The 16,317-nt window shown below is 37.6% G+C and carries 13 protein-coding genes; 12 read left to right on the top strand and 1 reads right to left on the bottom strand.

What is annotated here, in order from left to right; genetic code table 11:
* The first annotated feature begins 1 nt into the window (after position 1).
* The 3 genes from ESV85_RS16795 to ESV85_RS16785 are packed head-to-tail and all read left to right on the top strand — an operon-like array spanning position 2 to position 3,194.
* Positions 2-1,306 carry an HlyD family secretion protein gene (locus ESV85_RS16795; protein WP_146919633.1) on the top strand — a complete coding sequence of 435 codons (1,305 nt, stop codon included), beginning with the start codon at positions 2-4 and terminating at the stop codon, positions 1,304-1,306.
* Between the two features lie 30 nt (positions 1,307-1,336).
* Positions 1,337-2,413 (top strand): lanthionine synthetase LanC family protein, encoded by a 1,077-nt coding sequence (locus ESV85_RS16790; protein ID WP_146919631.1) that lies wholly within the window; start codon positions 1,337-1,339, stop codon positions 2,411-2,413.
* A gap of 4 nt (positions 2,414-2,417) precedes the next feature.
* Complete coding sequence (locus tag ESV85_RS16785) at positions 2,418-3,194, top strand: galactosyltransferase-related protein (protein ID WP_146919629.1); 777 nt, start codon at positions 2,418-2,420, stop codon at positions 3,192-3,194.
* Positions 3,195-3,684: 490 nt separating this feature from the next.
* Here the strand turns inward: ESV85_RS16785 and ESV85_RS22780 are convergent, their stop codons facing one another.
* The gene (locus tag ESV85_RS22780) at positions 3,685-3,822 is read right to left on the bottom strand and encodes a helix-turn-helix domain-containing protein (protein ID WP_146919627.1); all 138 of its coding nucleotides are present in this window, start codon (positions 3,820-3,822) and stop codon (positions 3,685-3,687) included.
* A gap of 138 nt (positions 3,823-3,960) precedes the next feature.
* Between ESV85_RS22780 and ESV85_RS16775 the strand changes: the two genes are divergently transcribed.
* The 9 genes from ESV85_RS16775 to ESV85_RS16730 all read left to right on the top strand — a co-directional run bounded on the left by ESV85_RS16775 (position 3,961) and on the right by ESV85_RS16730 (position 16,272).
* Complete coding sequence (locus ESV85_RS16775; protein WP_146919625.1) at positions 3,961-5,523, top strand: vitamin K epoxide reductase family protein; 1,563 nt, start codon at positions 3,961-3,963, stop codon at positions 5,521-5,523.
* 658 nt (positions 5,524-6,181) lie between these two features.
* Entirely contained in the window at positions 6,182-7,312 is a 1,131-nt protein-coding gene (locus ESV85_RS16765; RefSeq protein WP_146919622.1) for a hypothetical protein, read from the top strand.
* 263 nt (positions 7,313-7,575) lie between these two features.
* Positions 7,576-9,777 (top strand): peptidase domain-containing ABC transporter, encoded by a 2,202-nt coding sequence (locus ESV85_RS16760; protein WP_146919620.1) that lies wholly within the window; start codon positions 7,576-7,578, stop codon positions 9,775-9,777.
* A gap of 2 nt (positions 9,778-9,779) precedes the next feature.
* A complete protein-coding gene (locus ESV85_RS16755; RefSeq protein ID WP_146919618.1) occupies positions 9,780-11,084 on the top strand; it encodes an HlyD family secretion protein in 1,305 nt (434 codons plus the stop codon).
* A 17-nt stretch (positions 11,085-11,101) separates the two neighbouring features.
* Positions 11,102-12,196, top strand: coding sequence for a lanthionine synthetase LanC family protein (locus tag ESV85_RS16750; protein ID WP_146919616.1), 1,095 nt, complete (start codon positions 11,102-11,104; stop codon positions 12,194-12,196).
* A 4-nt stretch (positions 12,197-12,200) separates the two neighbouring features.
* Positions 12,201-12,983: a galactosyltransferase-related protein gene (locus ESV85_RS16745; RefSeq protein WP_146919614.1), complete on the top strand. Its 783-nt coding sequence runs from the start codon at positions 12,201-12,203 to the stop codon at positions 12,981-12,983.
* 208 nt (positions 12,984-13,191) lie between these two features.
* On the top strand, positions 13,192-13,497 hold the full coding sequence (locus ESV85_RS16740) for a hypothetical protein (protein ID WP_146919613.1): 306 nt from the start codon (positions 13,192-13,194) through the stop codon (positions 13,495-13,497).
* 2 nt (positions 13,498-13,499) lie between these two features.
* A complete protein-coding gene (locus ESV85_RS16735) occupies positions 13,500-14,852 on the top strand; it encodes a carboxypeptidase-like regulatory domain-containing protein (RefSeq protein WP_191322038.1) in 1,353 nt (450 codons plus the stop codon).
* Positions 14,839-16,272, top strand: coding sequence for a TlpA family protein disulfide reductase (locus tag ESV85_RS16730; RefSeq protein ID WP_146919609.1), 1,434 nt, complete (start codon positions 14,839-14,841; stop codon positions 16,270-16,272). Before ESV85_RS16735 ends, ESV85_RS16730 begins: the two co-directional genes overlap by 14 nt.
* Positions 16,273-16,317: the final 45 nt, after the last annotated feature.

Genomic DNA, 16,317 nt, shown 5'->3' with positions numbered 1-16,317 from the left:
CATGCCTGAAAATCCCCACCCTATTGATAATCTACAGCTCAGATCCGAGGAGGTTCAGGAGATTATTACAACTCCTCCTGCCTGGCTGATCCGGTGGGGGATCACACTGGTATTTATTATTACCTGTGGGGTGATTTTTTTGTCCTTTTTTATCAAATATCCGGATTTTATTATGTCCAGGGTGATGGTTACCACGGTAGAACCAACGGAAAAGATGATAGCTAGAACTTCCGGACAGATAGATAGGCTTTGGGTGAACAACGGCGAAAAAGTGCAGGCAGGTCAGCCATTGGCCAGTATAAAAAGTACTTCTGAGTTGAACAGTGTACTGATGCTGAAAAAGTTGCTGGATGAGATTCCCTTTGGGAAAGACAATGGGTTTTTCTTTCCTATAGATTCTCTTTCAGATGTGGTCTTGGGAGAAATAGAACTTGCATTTGTGGAGTTTGAAAGATCCTACATGGAATTCAAGTTGCTTGAAACGCTTCAGCCATCCCTAGTTCAGTTGGAAGGGAACCGACAATCTATTCAGGAAATCCATGAACGGCTGAATAGCCAATTGGCCCAAAAGGAGATCCTGGAAAGAAAGGTTAGTCTGGTAGAGACAGATTTTAAACGAAACAAGATACTCTATGAAGGCGGCGTAATTGCAGCCAAAGACTTTGAGAGCCGGGAAATGGAATATCTCCAAGTGCAGGAACAGGTCAATGGAATGATTATTTCGATTTCCCAACTTCAAGAAGCTTTGGTGAATGCGGGACAAACGCTTAAAAGTACACAAGTGACCAAAGAGCAGGATGAATCCAGGGCACTAATTAATCTGATCCAGTCCTTTCATGGTTTGAAACGCGCTGTAAGAGAATGGGAGCGTAATTATGTGTTGGTTTCCTCTACCGATGGTGAGGTTAGCTTCCAGGGAGTATGGGGTGAGCATCAATTTGTCCAAGCAGGTGAGCATGTCTTTTCTATACTACCTGATCAAAGGTCAGAACTCTTGGGTAAAATGATTGTCTCTTCGCAAAATACGGGTAAAATCATAATGGGACAGCGGATATTGATCAAGTTGGATAATTTTCCTTTTCAGCAATTCGGAACCCTTAGAGGGGAAGTAGGAAGTATATCGGTTTCTCCTGATGAGGAAGGGAATTATTTGGTCTATAGTACTCTTCCTTATGGAACAAAAACTTCATATGGAAAGGAGATTCAGCTAAAGCAAGAACTATTGGGTACAGCGGAGATCATTACAGAAGACTTGAGTGTGGCTGAAAGGCTTTTTTTCAAGCTAAAATCGATAAACGAGTATTAATTAATTTATGGAGCGTTTAATATAAGAGCTATGGAACAGGCATTGGAAAGACTTCAGAAAATCAACAGGTATCTATTGGGAAATGTCAAAGAGGAACATGGGGTGGGGCTGCTGAATGGAAAGTTGGGTTTGAGTATTTACTTCTATCACTTGGCAAGGAAGAGCGAAGACCAAGAGTTTCTGAAGATAGCGGACAGTCTGTTAGGAGAGATTTTTGAAAAGTTAAGTGAAGCCAAACTTCCTACAGATTTTGAAAATGGCCTGGCCGGTATTGCATGGGGTATCAGTTATTTGGTCAATTTAGATTTTGTGGAAGCGGATCTTGATGATACTTTGGGCGAGCTGGATGATAGGATTTATAAGTATTTGGAAGATCAAAAAACCAATCTACCGGCAAATTTACAGAATGGGATCATCGGCTACCTTGTATATTGTTTTGACCGATTGGAAAGTTCATTGAAATCAGGCCATCAGTCAAATACCTATATTTTTCAAAAACTTTCTGCTGGACTCCTTAATCAACTGGGACAATTGATTGAGGAAGAAAAGTTACAAGACAGAGAGCCGCAACTATTCAACATCTTTTGGGATCTGCCCCTTGTACTGATCGTGTTGGCAAAGGCGAAAAGATTAGAGGTGAATTCCTATAAGGTGGATCGGATTCTTGATTTCCTGCTTCCAAACTTACTTTCTCTTTTTCCGTGTCTTCAAAGCAATAGATTGTTTCTGTTGCTGGGTATCGAATCAGTGTTAGAGGAGATCGATAATGCAGCTTTAAAGAAGCATGCTGAGTTTTTGAAAAACTCCATTGATATGGAAGTAATCTTCAACTCTGAGTCTAAAAATCTTAATATACAAGTTATTAATGGGGTTAGCGGTTTGAGGCTATTAGGGAAAAAAATTGGTGAGATTACCGGAGATAATTCTTTTCTTCCTTCAGATAAGCTGATTTTCGAGAAATTCAATGAGTCAGTATGCTGGGGAGAAGCTGATTTTTACAGCCCATTTAAGAAAAACATTGGGCTGGTTTCTGGATTGTCAGGAATTGGTTGGACTTTACTGGAGAGCCTGGAATTCGAAAAAAAATCTAATAGCTTAAAAGTTTGAGACTATGGATAGAATGAACTTAAGGGATTTTACATTTTTGGTTCCTCTACGGATTGACACGGTCAACCGTTTGGAGAATACATTGGTTACCATTGATTATATACTCTCTAATTTTGAAACTCAGGTAAGCATATTAGAGGCTTCGGGAAGAAATAGCGGATTGCTGAATAAGTTATTGCCTCAGAGGGTAAACTATTTATTCGTCGAAGATATGGATACGATCTTTCATCGGACCAGATACATCAATCAGTTGGTCAGGTCTGTTGATACTGAATATATCATTGTGTGGGATACGGATGTCCTCATTCCCGTTGACCAGCTTAATAAGTCCATCGAGCTATTGAGAAAAAGGGAAGTTGATTTTATCACACCTTTTAAGGATAAATTTTTGGACACTTCTGAGGTTCTGCGGGAGCTCTTTATCCAGTCCCGGGACATGGGCGTTCTGGAAATGCATCAGGGTAAGATGAAGGCATTGTATAATCCAAATCCCGTAGGTGGAGCTTTCCTGGCTCATAGGGAAACCTATATAGCTGCTGGAATGGAAAATGAAAAATTCTATGGATGGGGACGGGAAGATGGAGATCGGGTGAACCGTTGGAAGATATTGGGTCACAGACATCAACATATAGAAGGAGTATTGTATCACCTTACACATGAACGGGGAGTGAATAGTGCTTTCCATAGTCCAAATCAAGACAGTCGAAAAATGATTGAACTAAACAGATCTCTTGCTATGTCAAAGGAGGAATTGCAGGAAGAAGTTAATAATTGGAAGTGATTTTAAATTGGATTAATTAATTCTTATGATTCAGGAGAAGTGATATGAGCTATTGCACATTTAAATGAATCCAAGCTTCATCCCTTTATGTTTTAGGGTTTATCCGTATTTTAGTGGAAAACATAAATCCTATTTGGTATAAATCTAGAAATACTATCCTGCTAAGATCCTTTAAATGTTCAATTAAAAGTTCTCCAACTGAGATCTGTACTATTCACCTTCATAATTTGGTCATCTTTCCATTTCAACATCTTTGAGAGAAAACAATTCTCTTGCTTCTGATTTTTGAGGTCAAAAGTTATTGGTTTTTCTCAAAATTTACTTTAGTATGTAAGCTTTCTACAGAAGAAGAATCCATACCATTTATCAGAGTCACATTTACTTTACTTTTTCCCAATTAACAATGGGAAATCAGAAGTCTATAGGAAGTGTCAATACCATTTTGCATATATCCTTAATGAATAAAGTCATCACTTTTTTTTGTGCAAATTTAAATGCCCAGACAGTCTTTATTGTTGCTTTCTATATTCGAAAGTGTTTTTTGTGAAATGCCCAGAAGCTCGCCTACCTCATGTTGGCTTAGTCTTTTAGATTCTCTGGCTTTTTTCAATTGATGGCCTATTTTCATGCCTTAAAAGGTTAATTGGGTTAGTAAAAAGTTACTGAAAATTAGTAAATACGGTATAGTCTTTTAAAAACTTAATTCTCAAATTTATTAAATCATTTTAAACATCAAAATTTTAGTTGAAATTTTTATTGCTAGTCAATGGATAACTGTTTTGTCATTTGCAAGAGATTACTGGAAACACTTAAGGTGCCTTATACTGGCAAATACCTTAAAGAAAAAATTTTCACCCATCCCCAATATCCCAGCTTACTTGGCATATCAGACACCTTAGATGAGTATGGAGTGGAATCTATGGCAGTCAAGCTGGGCTCGGATCGGTTGGATGACTTTCCTCTGCCGGGAATAGTGCAGGTATCACTCACAAATGGCAGCTATTTTAATGTGATCACGGCTGTTTCTGAAAATTTAGTTTCCTTATTTGATGAAGAGGGAAAGCAAAGGGACGTATCCCGGCTGGATTTCTTAAAGAGTTGGACAGGGGTTAGTCTATTGGTAGAGGCTGGGGAAGATGCGGCAGAACCAGAAATCAACCAAAAGATTCGGGATCAGAGTATCATCCAAGGTATAGCAATAATTTGTGGAGTTGGCCTTTTGTTTTGGCTTGGACTTAGGGTAATTGAAAGTGGGATTTCAGGATTACACCTATTCTATTTTGTTCTTAAACTATTAGGATTGTCCATTTCGGCTGTCCTACTATGGTACCAGCAGGACAAGGAAAATCCTAACCTTCAAAAGTTCTGCTCGGGAGGGAAAAGTGCAGATTGCAATTCGGTACTGGATTCAAAAGCTTTCCAATGGTTTGATGGAAGACTCAACCCAAGTCTTCTTGCTTTTGCATATTATTTTGCTGGGGCTGTTTTGTTTACAGGCTTTGCTTTCTCGGCCATTTCACTCCTTGCCTGGCTAAGTGTAGTAACTATTCCTGTAGTGATTTACTCATTATATTATCAGGCAATGGTGATCAAGAAATGGTGCAGATTCTGTCTGATAATATTAGGAGTATTAATAATGGAGAGTATGATTGTATTTGGGGGATCATTTTGGTCTGGAGGGATTGATGTTAGTTTAGTTTTTCTATTTCTTTTTCTTTTTACAGGAATGATCTTGGGAGGTATTATGATCAAGCCGATACTTGGGCAGCAGGATGAAATCTACAAGTCCAAAAGAGAACTTGCCAAGCTCAAAAGCAATAAGGAGTTATTTGAATTGTTCCTTTTACGGTCCAAAAAGATTAAAAACGTTCCTCTGGGAATAGGGATATTACTAAATGGAAAGACAGCTAAACACCAAATCATCAAAGTATGCAATCCTTATTGCGGCCCATGTGCTCATATTCATCCGAAATTGGAAAGCCTTTTTGATAGAGGGAATATAGATCTTCAGATCATTTTTACATCAGGGAACGGGGATGAGCAAAAAGAAAAAACGATCCGCCATTTACTGGCTATAGAAAGTAAAGGGAATTCAAACTTTACCCGTCATGCATTGGACGACTGGTACGGAGCTGAGAAACAGGAATATGAGAGATTTGCGGCTAACTATCCAATGAATGGAGAGCTTAAGCTTCAGGACAAAAAGGTAAAGCTTATGGAGGATTGGTGTAACAATGAACAGATTTCCTACACTCCCACTTTGTTTATTAATGGATATGAGCTGCCGAAGGAGTATAGTGTGGAGGATTTAAAGTACTTACTTGATTAAAAAAAAATCCAGTATTTCAATATTGGTAGTTTTAAGAGATTCAATCGCGATGAATGGGCATATTCCCAGGTGCTCTGACTGGTCTGGGAAATGAAATCCAGTTTTTAACATTTAAATAAATGAAACTATGAAAAAGTTAAGCTTAGGAAAATTAAGATTGCTTTCTGATGAAGTACTAGACAGAAGTCAATTGGGTAGTATTTATGGTGGATCAGGTTGTGGATCAGATGAATCACCATATTGTTTGCAATGTGATCAATGGACATGGACCCATTCAATACCGGTTAACGATTGCTCTCGAGGTACTGCCAAATTTTATTGTGGGTCAGAAGAGGGGGATTTAGATAAATCAAGATGCGTTGCAGGTCCATGTAATACATAATAATATTAAGGTGCTAAGTTTTTAGCACCTTACTTTCTTTTGAATATCTTCAATATTTATCATTTAATTCAAATAATATACAAGTTTGGTGAGTTATTCTTAAACCTGAAAATTCTATTTTGATTATCGGTATATTTTGTAAAAGTTTGATAATCAATATCATTTGAATTGCACGAATTTTATTAGCCAATATCTACTTGTAAAATAAAAATATTTTAATGTAATTAAATAGCTCTATTTCTATTAGATAAAATTAATCTTAATATAAAACGAAATATGAATAATAAACTATTATTAAAATTTAATTTAAATCTTATTGTTTTTATAGGGTTGATCTTTTTAACAACTAATATATGTATTTCTCAAATTACTTTAAAGAAGATTGGAGAACTTAAAGTTAATTCATTAGATCCCGTGAAAATTATTGATTTTGATTCAAATTCCAAGAAATATTTGGGATATAAAAATTCGAGTGAATTAATTGTAATTATAATTGATAGTGAAGGAAATATTGTGTCCGAAAAAAATCTTAAAGGAGAGGGGCCTAGCCAATTCACTTCAGAAATTAGTTCGATGGGATTTTCAGACTCTGGTCAGATCTTAATCCAAACTCCTAATGAATTATTGACTTATGATTTAAACCTTGAATTTAAAGATAGAGTTAAGTATGGATCAACTAATCCGTTTACGATTTATAGTCCGACTAATATTTTATATTTTAAAAAAAATAGTGATGCATATTTTGTGACTCACCCAACGGGATTTAGTTGGTCGATTTCAATTAATGATTTTTCAAAAAGTAATTTGCTAGAAATTTATAATGTAGCCACAAAAAATAGTTTTGAGATTCTTAAAGTATCTGATAGATCAATTTTCAATAAATTGGACAACTCACTGGGTCAGTCATATTACCCAATTTTTTCATATGATAATTTTAATAAAAACATATTATTTACATCGTCTTTCGATAATGAAATTTCAGTTATTGATGTTGATAATTTTAAAATTAAATCAACTATTCAAGTTAATCATGGTTCATTTGATCTTTTGGATGACGCTAAAATTACCAGTAGTGATTTAGAGTCTGTAAATAGGAAGGGGATATATTCCACTAATTTGAGGTTGTTGAAAACAGAAGATTATGTAGTCCTTGAATATCTTACTGAAATCCCTGAACATATTTTTAGAGCAAAGCTTGAAGAGTCAAAATCTTACAAGCATTATATGGATGGAGAATATCATAAATTAATATTCTTTCATGAAGGAAATCAAATTTCTCGTGATATTTCTTTGCCTAAATTTGGAAAGCTCACTGCTGTGCTTCCGGGAAATAAGGTTTTATTCAGAATTGAGAATCCAGATATTGAAGAGGATTTTATTCTTTTTCATATATATCAAATTAATTAATTTGAATTTGTGTGCGTTCTTTTGATACTTTGGAACTATTAAATATTAGTAGAAATCAATATTCATTTTATATACTTCCCACTATATGAAATTTTCATTTTTTCATCTGAAAGTTTTGTTTATACATTTCAAGATGGTATTGAAGTATTTCTTGTATGAATTAAAGTATAATAATTTTGTAGTTTAATGTTGCCAAGGAGTTAATTCATATAAATAAAATTATCTTGGCTAATTAAGGTGAATCCATTATTCCCAATAAATTCTTGAAAACAACCTTTCCATTTTATAAACAACCTGATTCCAAAGATTGTGGACCAACTTGCCTTAGGATTATTGCCAAGCACTATGGCAAGCTTATATCCCTGCAAGAGATCAGGAGTCTTTCTGAAACTACCCGGTCTGGAAGTAATCTGCTAAAACTTAGTGATGCGGCTGAAGCAATTGGGCTTAAGACCATCGGTGCGAAATTGGATTTTAAAAAACTGGAACAGGCTCAGCTACCTTTGATAGTACACTGGGACAAGAACCACTTTGTGGTAGTTTATCTGATAAATAGGGGAAAGGTCTATCTTTCTGATCCGGCGTATGGATTGATACATCTTTCAAAAGAAGAGTTTATCTCGCGCTGGATTGGTAACAATGCTTCAGACGATAGTAAGGAAGGAATTACGTTGCTACTTGAACCAACCCCTCAATTCAAAAAACTGAAGTGGGAAGGTAAGGAAAAACGCTCACTGGGTTTCCTTTTCCAGTATCTGTTCAAATATAAAAGTCTCATCATACAACTGGCTATTGGTTTACTGGTAGGTAGTTTGCTTCAATTAATATTTCCATTTTTGACCCAGAGTATCGTTGATGTTGGGATTCAAAACCAGGATATAGGATTTATCTACCTGGTATTGATAGCACAGGTGATGTTGTTTTTTGGACGGACTAGTGTTGAAGTTTTTAGGAGTTGGATTCTGCTCCACCTCAGTACCCGAATCAATATTTCCCTGGTATCCGATTTTTTTATCAAGCTGATGAACCTACCAATCTCCTTCTTTGATACGCGGATGACAGGGGATATCATGCAGCGGATCGGAGACCATAGGAGGATAGAGAACTTGCTTACCGGTTCGGCGTTGAACACCTTCTTCTCTTTTTTTAACCTTTTTGTATTCGGTGCGGTATTGATTTATTATAGCCCTATGATCTTCTTAATATTTATGGGAGGAAGTGTAGTCTATATCCTTTGGATACTTTATTTCCTAAAAAGGAGAAAAGAGCTGGATTACATGCGGTTTGCCCAGCTCAGTCAAGAGCAAAGTACGGTGATCGAGCTGATCAATGGAATGCAGGAGATCAAGCTTCACAATGCCGAAACCCAAAAACGCTGGAAGTGGGAGTTTGTACAAGCCAGTCTTTTCAATGTTTCCATCAAGACACTCGTTTTGGAGCAGACCCAAGGGGTGGGATCTTCGGTGATCAATGAGCTGAAAAACATTTTTGTGACCTTTGCCTCTGCACTTTTGGTGATAGAGGGCCAGCTTACTTTAGGCATGATGCTGTCTCTCCAGTATATCATCGGCCAGTTGAATGGCCCGATTATGGGCATCGTGAGCTTTGTGCGCACCTATCAGGATGCAAAGATCAGCCTGGAACGACTCAACGAGATCCACGACAAGGAAGATGAGGAAAGCCAAGATAGGCAACTAGTCTATGAGATTATACCCGGAGAGGATTTAAGTGTTGATAAGCTCAGTTTCCGGTATTTGGGAGCTGATGAAAATGTTCTACAAGAAATCAGCCTGTGTATTCCATCGCAAAAAATCACAGCAGTGGTGGGGGCCAGTGGATGCGGGAAAACCACTTTAATGAAACTCCTCCTTAAATTTTACGAACCGACTAAGGGTGAAATCCGATATGGCAGACATGGCTTTAATTCCATCTCACCCCGGAGCTGGAGAGACCATTGTGGCGTCGTAATGCAGGAAGGCTATGTATTCAATGATACCATTGCCTCAAACATAGCAGTGGGAGAAGAAATAATTGACCTTGATCGACTGGTCATGGCTTCCCAGACTGCTAATATCTATGACTTTATCCAATCCCTTCCCCTTAGATTCAATACTAAAATTGGGAATGAGGGAGTAGGGATCAGTACTGGGCAAAAGCAACGTTTGTTTATTGCCCGTGCGGTGTATAAAAATCCGGAGATCCTGTTTTTTGACGAAGCAACCTCTGCTTTGGATGCAAAAAATGAACGGATTGTAATGGAAAATTTAAATAGGTTTTTGAAAGGGAAGACGGTTTTCATTATCGCTCACCGTCTCAGTACGGTAAAAAATGCAGACCAGATCATCGTGATGGATGAAGGTGAAATTAAGGAAACTGGAACCCATGAAGAATTGGTTTTACAAGCAGGAGTGTATTATAATCTGGTGAAAAATCAATTGGAACTGGAAAAAATAAGAGAAAACTAGGTATGCCAGAAAGTCCCCCAAGCATTGACAATCTACAGCTCAGATCCGAGGAGGTTCAGGAGATTATCACTACTCCTCCTGCCTGGCTGATCCGGTGGGGGATTACACTGGTATTTGTAATTACTTGTGGGGTTGTTTTTTTGTCCTTTTTCATCAAATATCCGGACTTTATTATGTCCCGGGTGATGGTAACCACGGTGGAATCAACTGAAAAAATTATAGCGAGAACTTCAGGACAGATTGATAAGCTTTGGGTAGGCAATGGCGAAAAAGTACAGGCCGGTCAGCCATTGGCTAGTATAAAAAGCACTTCTGATGTGCAAAGCGTATTGTTGTTGAAAAAGATGCTGAATGACATTCCCTTTGGGAAAGACAATGGATTTTTCTTTCCTATAGATTCTCTATCGGAGGTGGTCTTAGGAGAAATAGAACTAGCATTTGTAGAGTTTGAGCGAAGCTATATGGAATTCAGATTGCTTGAAACGCTTCAGCCATCCCAGGTTCAGCTCGAAGGGAACAAGCAATCCATCCGGGAAATCCATGAACGACTCACTATCCAATTGGCTCAAAAGGAAATTTTGGAGAGGAAGGTTAACTTGGTAGAGACGGATTTCAAACGAAACAAAATCCTCTATGAAGATGGGGTAATTGCTGCCAAAGACTTTGAGAGCAGGGAAATGGAGTATCTTCAAATACAGGAGCAGGTCAATGCAATGGCTATTACAATTTCCCAACTTCAAGAAGCTTTGGTTAATGCAGGGCAAACGCTTAAAAGTACACAAGTGTCCAAAGAACAGGATGAGTCCAGAGCCTTAATTAATCTTATCCAGTCCTATCATGGTTTGAAACGGACAGTAAAGGAGTGGGAGAATAATTATGTGCTGGTTTCCTCTATCGATGGAGAGGTTAGCTTCCAGGGAGTATGGGGAGAGCATCAATTTGTCCAGTCCGGAGAGCATGTCTTTTCCATACTACCTAATGAACGGACAGAGCTTCTGGGTAAAATGATTGTCTCTTCGCAAAATACAGGCAAAATCTCAATGGGACAGCGGGTATTGATCAAGCTGGATAATTTTCCTTTTCAGCAATTTGGAACCCTCAGAGGAGAAGTAGGGAGTATTTCGGTTTCTCCTGATGAAGAAGGGAATTATCTGGTTTATTGTTCTCTTCCAGTCGGTATGGAAACCTCCTACGGAAAGGATATACAGCTAAAGCAAGAACTACTAGGTACGGCGGAGATCATTACAGAAGACTTGAGTGTAGCTGAAAGGCTGTTTTTTAAGTTGAAATCGGTGACTGAGTATTAAAAAAATACATAAGTAATATGGAAAAAGCATTAAAAAAACTTCAAGAAATTAACGGTCTTCTATTGGAAAATGCCAAAGAGAAAAATGGATTGGGGTTGCTGCATGGAAAGCTGGGTTTGAGTATTTACTTCTATCACTTGGCAAGGAAGACTGAAAATCAGGATTTTCTGGAGATAGCGGACATTCTGGTGGGTGAGATTTTTGAAAAGCTAAGTGAAGCCAAACTTCCTACAGATTTCGAAAATGGTCTGGCCGGTATAGCTTATGGTATCAGTTATCTGGTTAATTCGGATTTTGTGGAAGCGGATCTTGACGATACCTTGAGCGAGCTGGACGATAGGATTTTTAAGTTTTTGGAAGATCAGAAAACCAACCTACCCACGAATTTTAGGAATGGGATCATCGGATACCTGTTTTATTGTCTTGACCGCCTGGAGAGTTCCTTGAAATCAAGCCATCAGTCAAATATCTATGTTTTTAGAAGGCTCGGTGCTGGCCTGCTTAACCAACTCGGACAATTGATAGAGGAGGAAAAAATACAGGACAGGGAACCGCAATTGTTTAACATATTTTGGGATCTCCCGCTTGTCCTCATCGTGCTGGGAAGGTCAAATAGGCTGCAGGTCAACCCGAAAAAGGCAGAACGGATTTTGGACTACTTGCTTCCAATCTTGCTTTCACTTTTTCCCAGCCTTCATAGCAATAGGTTGTATCTGCTGCTGGGAATCGAATCGGTGTTGAAGGAAGTTGATCATCCCGATTTAAGAAAGCATGGGTTGTTTTTAAAGGGATCCATCGATATGGGAAAGATTTTCAGCTCGGAGTGTAAAAATTTGAATATCCACATGTTTGATGGTGTTAGTGGCTTGAGGTTAATAGGGGAAAAACTGAGTGAAATCACTGGAGATAACTCCTTTCTTCCGTCAGATAAGCTGATTTTCGATAAAATCAATGAGTCAGTATGCTGGGGAGAGGTTGATTTTTACAGCCCTTTTAAGAAAAACATAGGGTTGGTTTCCGGATTGTCAGGAATTGGCTGGACTTTATTGGATAGTCTGGCCCATGTGTCGGATTTGGAAGTAGAAAGAAAATCTGATAGCATAAACGTGTGATACTATGGCAAAGATAAACTTACATGATTTTACTTTCCTGATTCCTCTACGGATTGATTCTGTCAACCGGTTGGAGAATACCTTGGTCACCATTGAGTATATACTTTCTAATTTTGAAACCCAAATAAGCGTATTGGAGGCTTCGAAAGGAAATACCGGGTTGCTGAATAGGTTGCTGCCCAAAAAGGTGAACTATGTCTTTATCGAAGATATGGATACTATCTTTCATAGGACCCGATACATCAATCAATTGGTTAAATCAGTTGATACCGATTACATCATTGTGTGGGATACGGATATCATCATTCCCGTTGAACAAATCATTAAATCGGTTGATTTGCTGAGAAAAAAGGAAGCTGATTTTGTTACTCCGTATAAGGATAAATTTCTGGATACTTCTGAAATATTGCGGGAGCTCTTTATCCTGTCAAGGGACATAGGTGTTCTGGAAATGCATCAGGGTAAGATGAAAGCTTTGTATAATCCAAATCCGGTTGGAGGAGCTTTCTTGGCCCATAGGCAAACCTATATAGAAGCTGGAATGGAAAATGAAAAATTCTATGGATGGGGTCGGGAAGATGGTGACCGTGTAAACCGTTGGAAGATATTGGGTCACAGACATCAGCATATTGAAGGAGTGCTTTATCACCTTACACACGAAAGGGGAGTGAACAGCACTTTTCATAGTCCCAATCAAGATAGTAGAAAGATTGTTGAAATTCACAGAGCTACAGCTATGTCCAAGGAAGAATTGGAAATGCATGTTAAAAATTGGAGGAACAAATGAAGGTGCTTTGGAATCTCAATAGTTACTTTTGATTGAGGCTTCCTTAAGGGTAGATATGTTAGTAGAAATTTACTGAAGATTAGTAAATAAGGTATAGGGATTTCATGGTGATTTGTAGAAATTCATGTGGTTGTGGTGAGTAATTATAATGCTTAAGTGTTGCTTTGGCAAGAAAAAAAGTATAATCCTATAAATAAATCAAGAAAAAATGAAAAAGTTAAAGTTGGGAAAATTGGAACTTACTTCAGAAGAAGTTCTGGACAGAAATGAGTTGACTAATATTTACGGAGGTTCAGGAAGTGGACCTTCCTCATATTGTATAAGTCTTTATGTAACAAGAAGTTGTAATGACCATTACGGATCCCAGGCAGGATTCAATTCTGGTTGGGCTACAGGTGATTGTGCCACTAGACCTGGTACTGGGGGGATGGGATATAATGGGCAAGAGTATTATGAGGCTGCGGAAGATGCAGGCTATAACATTTCAAGTTGTACAAATAGTGATTGGTTATAAAATTGGTAGATAATTATAAAAGAGAGGGTAGGGTTAGACATAATACTAATCTCCCTCTTAATTCAAGATTTTTTTTATTGATTTCATTGTTATTTTGTATTTGCTCTTTCAGCCTTTATGGCCAGTCAATTGGAAAAGGTGATTTTTCAGGTGTTATTATTGACAAAGAGAGTAGAGAGCCACTTGTTAACTCTCACATATTTATTAAGAACTATCCTGAGTTCAACTGGATCTCTAGTGAAGAAGGTAAGTTTTTTATAAGATTCCCGGAATATTTAATAAGTGATACACTAGTAGTCTCATTTTTGGGATACAAAAGTAAAGAAGTACCCTTACTTTCATTAAATACTTCTGTTTCGGTTATTGAACTGAATAAATTAATGATCTCATTGGACGAGGTAGTGGTAATGCCCGAAGGACTAGCGCTGGAAAATCTGATAAGTGATATTTTAAAAAACATAAAGAATAATTATCCTAGTCAACGGCATCAATTATCAGGTTTATATCGCAAAATTTCAACTGACTATAGTGAATTTACAGGCCTTATTGAAGCTGCTGTGACGATACAGGATGTGGGGTACTCCAAAGATATTTCTAATTCAAAAATCCATATAAACTCTATTAGGAAAGGGGATGAATTGGCGAAAGCGGATTCTGTATATTTGGATTATATTGAGAAGGTGAAAGCAAGAGTAGTTCACGAAACAGGTGTAAAGCCAATCTCCAATGATCTTGTTGATTTATACAGGCAAAATCCTGCCCGTGGAGCATTTTATGAGGATGCCCTTTTTACTGAAAGGGGTTTGCGAATGACCTTAATAGGAATTCCTGAAATGCCGGTTTACCATGAAATTGTAGGGGTTGAGGTAGTGGAAAGTGATACAGTTTATCATATAGCTTTTGGGAGCACTGACCCGCCAATAGGAACTTCGTATATGAAAGTAAACAGCAGGGACTTTGCCGTGCTGGAACTTCAACAAAAAGTATTTTTGAATGCTGATCGTACTGATTATGTTGAATTTTTCGTGAAATACCGAAAAGTCAAAGAAAAATATTATCCGGAGAAAATTGTATACAAGAAAATGCGTCTTATCAGCCGGGATGTCGGAGGACACTCCATGGATATCCACACCTATTGGTTTGATGAGGTCAATACTGGTAAGTTTAAAAAAATTCGGTTTAAAGATGCAATAAAAGCAGATGAAAATATAGGCTTTAAAGTAGATGAATACAATCAAGATTTTTGGATCAATAGTGAATTTATAAAAAAACATCCCCTTGATTCTGCTGTAATCCGAAGCTTGGAGCGGTATAGAAACTTACAAGAGCAATTTAAAAGCAATGGGAAAAAATAATTCGGAATCAAAGAATGCTCTAAGTAGGATTATCTGTCTTGGGATTTTGGTGATTAGTTTCTTTGGCTGTAAGCCTAAACAAGAAGACCAAGCACAGCTTGTATTGGTTTTGGAAGATTCTGTAGTTTACGATTATCTAAGTTCAAAAAAAGCATCCATCAATTTTTTGGGAGAAAATTCACTTCCCGATAAAATTGAATTTCCTTCAGATACTTCGTTCACCCATTTTACGGTAGCAGTTAATAATGATTGGTCCGAGCTGGTATATATAGAAAAGGATCAACCCGTTTACAATTATATTTTTCAAAAGGGGGATACCGTCTTGTTGAAGATTAGAGAAAGAAAACCTTGGATGCAGGTTGTTAACCGAACCACTAAAAAATATGATATCAACTGGGAAGCCAGTCGGAACCGAGATTTAATTAAACGGGAGGATACAAGCTTGGAGGATTTTTACTTTCTATGGAATTCTTCTTTCAATTCCTTGATTCCGGTGAATATGGAAAGTGAACTCCAAATAACTAAGGTGTCAGCAATGGCTGAACTGGACAGAGAGAAGTACTGGTTGGATTCTTTGGTCAATGATGGGTTACTTTCTAAACCTTACTCAAAGCTATTGGAAGAAAGAAATCGGTTTGAAAGCTATAAAATTGGTTTTTTTGATATTGAAAAAGGGTATTTTGATGCACTTAATGCCACCCAGGACTTTTTAAGCGATAGTACTTTTGAAAAGTATCACATTTATATAGTTGAATATGCTGAATTTCTTTTAGAGCAATTGATCAATCAGCATCCCAATAGAGCAGAAGAAATTATTGGTGAGGCCGCGAACAGCTATTTTTCGCAGCTTATGTTGTATAACCTCATAAAAATGCAAGTTCATGAGCTTTCATTTGCAGAGATTGATCAACTATTGACAATAAATTCTTCCAAGTTGCCAAATGAGTGGGAAAGGACATTGCGTGCACCAATCGCGAAGTTGCTTAACCAAGATCCAGATATGGAGCTACTTGGGCTGGGACAAAAAAGGTTGACAATTGACGAGCTTCTGGCAGAAGAAAGAGGAAAGTATCTATATGTGGATCTTTGGGCAGCTTGGTGCATCCCATGTATCCGATCATTTCCTGCGGCAAAGAAACTTCAATCTGATTATCAGGATAAAGGAATTCAAGTTATTTATCTTTCAGTGGACAAGAACAACAAGTTTTGGCAAGAGGTGGTCCGGAAATATGATATAGCAATTCCTGATAAGTCTTTTATAGTTATGAATATTGACGAGTCAGAATACCTTAAAGAACTAAATGTAAATTTGATTCCGCGTTATCTTTTGTTTGATACAGAGGGCAAATTGATTCATCCAAATGCACCAAGACCAGAATCAAGCGATATAAGAGTTTTGTTGGATAGTCTTAGTTCTTAAAAGGATAAACAGTTTATTCTTGTTTTTCAAGTTAGAAAACAGCAT

This window comes from Algoriphagus aquimarinus (assembly GCF_007997215.1).
GTDB classification, from domain to species: domain Bacteria; phylum Bacteroidota; class Bacteroidia; order Cytophagales; family Cyclobacteriaceae; genus Algoriphagus; species Algoriphagus aquimarinus_A.
This window is presented reverse-complemented; position numbering and strand designations above follow the sequence as displayed.